This is a genomic window from Desulfomarina sp. (genome assembly GCF_054039375.1).
In genome coordinates, this window is the sequence record NZ_JBPLBA010000049.1 from 1 (window position 1) to 3722 (window position 3722).

Annotated in this window: 2 protein-coding genes; both read left to right on the plus strand. The window is 44.1% G+C overall.

Annotation, left to right across the window (positions count from 1 at the left end; translation table 11 throughout):
* Positions 1-377: 377 nt before the first annotated feature.
* Positions 378-2072: a B12-binding domain-containing radical SAM protein gene (locus ACXLDX_RS02745; protein ID WP_457575662.1), complete on the plus strand. Its 1695-nt coding sequence runs from the start codon at positions 378-380 to the stop codon at positions 2070-2072.
* 70 nt (positions 2073-2142) lie between these two features.
* Complete coding sequence (locus ACXLDX_RS02750; protein ID WP_457575663.1) at positions 2143-3327, plus strand: 3-phosphoglycerate dehydrogenase family protein; 1185 nt, start codon at positions 2143-2145, stop codon at positions 3325-3327.
* The last annotated feature ends 395 nt before the right edge of the window (positions 3328-3722 follow it).

Consider the following 3722-nt stretch of genomic DNA (forward strand, 5'->3'; position numbering starts at 1 on the left):
TTAAAAATAACTTTTGTTATTTAGAAGAATTTGATTTGTAATTGATCAAATATTCCTGATATTGTAGTACCTGAATCGGTAATGGTAAAGTAATTGCCCGCAAATACCCCAGTTTTTCACGGTCTCTTTTGTCCGTACAGGCAGCTATAACGAACAAAAGAGCCTGTAAGAATCTGCGTCAGGTGGGCAATTATAACTCACAGGTCATAAAATCATATAGTTGCTGTCCTGTGAAGAGTTCCATGGTAAACAGTGTCGGGTGTAAATTGATATTTTTCCTGATTACCCATGAAACTCAGCCGAATTGTGGATGTGCCTGCTTTATCATGCTGAGTTTTATACGTGATCAGAATATTTTTTGTCCGCTAATGGGAAATATGTCGCAATATCTGGTTAAAATAGTAGGAATAAACGGGCGTTTCACCCATTCCTGTCTGGCCCTTTTTTATGTCCGCAGCATGCTTGAAAAGAAGTGCCCGGCTTTCTTGAGCCGGATTCTGCAGTTCACCATCAATGACAATTACTATGAGATGCTTCTCCGGCTGACTGTGGATAATCCCCGTTATATCTTTTTTTCCGCGGTTATCTGGAATTCTACTCTCATTGAAAGGCTTGTCATTGATTTGAATCACTCATTGCCGGGTTGTTCCATTGTTATCGGTGGCCCGCAGGCTGCAGTGCTCGGTGATAAACTGCCCAGGAACAGTTGTTCAATTGTTCTTGGAGAAATTGAAGCGGTCGAAGATGAATTTTACAGCGATCTGCTTTCCGGTTCCCCGGGGGATTGTTACGGGACTGCTTCTTCCCTTAAAAAAGCGATAGATTTTTCCTCTCCCTACAGGGATGAAGATTTTTCTTCACACCTGAAGAACAGACATGTTTATTATGAGAGTTCGAGAGGATGTCCGTTTGCCTGTACTTACTGTCTCTCCTCGGCTGAAAAAGGATTGCGTCATAAACCTCTTGCCGGAGTGAAAAAGGAATTACAGGCTATTCTTAAGCATCGTCCTAAAATTATTCGTTTTATCGACAGAACGTTTAATGATGTTCCGGAAAGAGCCCTTGAAATATGGGAATTTCTCATGGCTCAGCAGTCTGATTGTCTCTTTCATTTCGAGATGGCTCCGGACCGTTTCACCGAAGAGATGTTTGATTTTCTGGAAACTCTTGAATGTGGTCGTTTCCAGTTTGAAGTCGGTATCCAGTCCACCCATGAACCTACCCTTGCCGCAGTCAATAGGAGAATTGATTACAGCAGGGTTCACGGGACGGTTTCCAGGCTGGCCGAGCTTGGAAATATTCATCTCCATGTGGATCTGATTCTGGGCCTGCCTTATGAAACGAGGGAAACTTTTGCAGCCTCTTTCAGGGACGTCTTTGCCATGGGCGCCCACTATATTCAGATGGGACTTTTGAAAATATTGCCCGGCACACCTGTTTTCAGGTCACGGGATGTTTACGGCTATATCTGGACCAGTGAACCGCCTTACTCAGTGATGGCAAACGCCTGGATGGATCATGATTGTCTTAGTGAACTGTACTGGTTTTCGGAATGTGTTGAAAAATTCATGAACAATCGCTATTTTGTTTCCTTCTGGCGTTACCTGAGAAAATGCGATGAAGATATTTTTGCCTTTTTCTCTGAATTATTGACATGCTGTCTTGAAATGGGTTTTTTTCAGCTTGCACCAACCCATGAACTGATGGCCGGAGTTATAGACAATGTGATCAGCGGCAGGCGGGACAGGGGGCTGATCCGTGACCTGCTCCGTCTGGACTGGCTCAGGTGTGGTCACAGGTTTTTGCCGGATTGTCTGGAGATCGGTCAAAAGAGGGAACGGCCGCGGGAACTGAAAGGGAGGTTATATAAAATCCTTCCAGAAGAGATGGAAGGAATCTATACAAAGGGAAGCCGGAACTATTTTTTCAGGAAAAGCTATTTCCTTCCTGTGAGTGAGGAGAGTCTGAGGGAAATTGGGTTTCCGATAGAGGGCAGGCCTGGTTGTATCTGTATTCTTCCAGAACGTGAAAACAACCTCTATAAACTGAATAAAATATTGAACCTGACTTAACTGCTGACAGGGGAAATAACTCCAGGGAGCCCTCCAGATGGTCAGGAGATCTATTTAAGGAAAGAAATCAATGTCATATTTTAGAATAAAAAAAATAAACTCTATTGCGGAAGAAGGACTTCGGCTGTTCTCTGACAATTTTCATGTGTCGGAAGATGAGCAGTCTCCGGATGGTATTGTACTGCGAAGTTCTCCGTTGAATGTGGATGATTATCCCGCACTTCTGGCAGTTGCCCGGGCGGGAGCGGGAACCAATAATATCAACGTGGAAAGAGCAACGGAAAAAGGCATCTGTGTTTTCAATACTCCCGGAGCCAATGCCAATGCGGTTGTTGATCTGGTTTTTCCGATGATTGGTGTCTGGAAAAGAAATATTTTCAAAGGCATTGAGTTCTGTAAATCATTGGCGGCAATGGACCCCGACAAGGTCAATGCTGAGGTGGAAGCCCGAAAAGCAGCTTTCCGAGGGGTGGAGATTGCCGGAAAAACTCTGGGAGTTGTGGGCCTTGGTCAGATTGGTGTCAGGTTGGCCAACGGTGGTGTTCATCGTCATATGGTGGTCAACGGTTTTGATCCGGCCCCGGCCCTGGCAAATATCCATCAACTATCTCCGGAGGTGCGTCTCTGCAGATCCCTTACTGCGGCAGTTGAAAATGCCGATGTGGTGAGTCTTCACCTTCCCTTGAATGACAAGACAAGGAATTTTGTTAACAGTGAATTTCTGTCAAGAATGAAAAAAGGTGCAGTTCTCATAAACTATGCGAGGGGGCCCATCGTGGACGAGACTGCCATTCTGGAAGCACTGGACAGTGGCATTCTTGAGGCATATCTCTGTGATTTCCCGACACCGGCAATTATCGGTCATCCCAGGATTCTGATGACTCCCCATCTTGGAGCATCCACATCAGAGTCTGAAGAGAACTGTGCGACGATGGCTGTCAGGGAACTTTCAGCATACCTGAGATACGGTAATGTAGCTCACAGCGTTAATTTTCCGACAATTGAATCAACTCCGTCGGATGATATTCATTCCCGGTTGATAGTAATCAACAGGGATGTGCCGGGAATGATTGCTTTGATTTCCAATATTTTTGGGAAATATTCGCTTAATATTGCAAGTTACCTGAATCAGTCCAATGGCACAGTGGGATACAATATTATTGATGTTGAATCTGGAATTCCCGGTGATATTGTAAAGGAACTTGCTGAAAATAAAGATGTTATTCGTACACGGACCATTGTTTTTGCAAAATAATCCGGAGAGGGACTGTGTTTTAGGTGAGGTTAAAAAAATTAGACTCTTATCCTGTTGTTTTTGTGACAATAGTGAAATTACTTGAATAATTGTATGGCGGTAGTTCAAAAACTTGTATTCCTGGCTGGTTTCGGCCCAGCTTTTTAGAACCACTATTCATGTATCTTGCTGATTATAAACATATAAATAATTACATGCTTAGCGGCATGGTATTTGCATAATAATTTATGCTTTATCTCTTCTCTCTTTTCTCCTGGAAAACCGGACCACGTTGTTGTGGCTCCGGTTTTTCTCGTTGCAGTCCATTTTGGACAGGACTGGGGTAATTACTCACAGGTGCGCCTGTGTTTCACCGTCTTTTTGGGCCCGCAAGACATCCTTTCGTTTCAGGTGCC

Bases quoted from the DNA above. Each gene is read 5' to 3' on its own strand.
- ACXLDX_RS02745 (WP_457575662.1), top strand. From the start codon at position 378: ATGTCGCAATATCTGGTTAAAATAGTAGGAATAAACGGGCGTTTCACC.
- ACXLDX_RS02750 (WP_457575663.1), top strand. From the start codon at position 2,143: ATGTCATATTTTAGAATAAAAAAAATAAACTCTATTGCGGAAGAAGGA.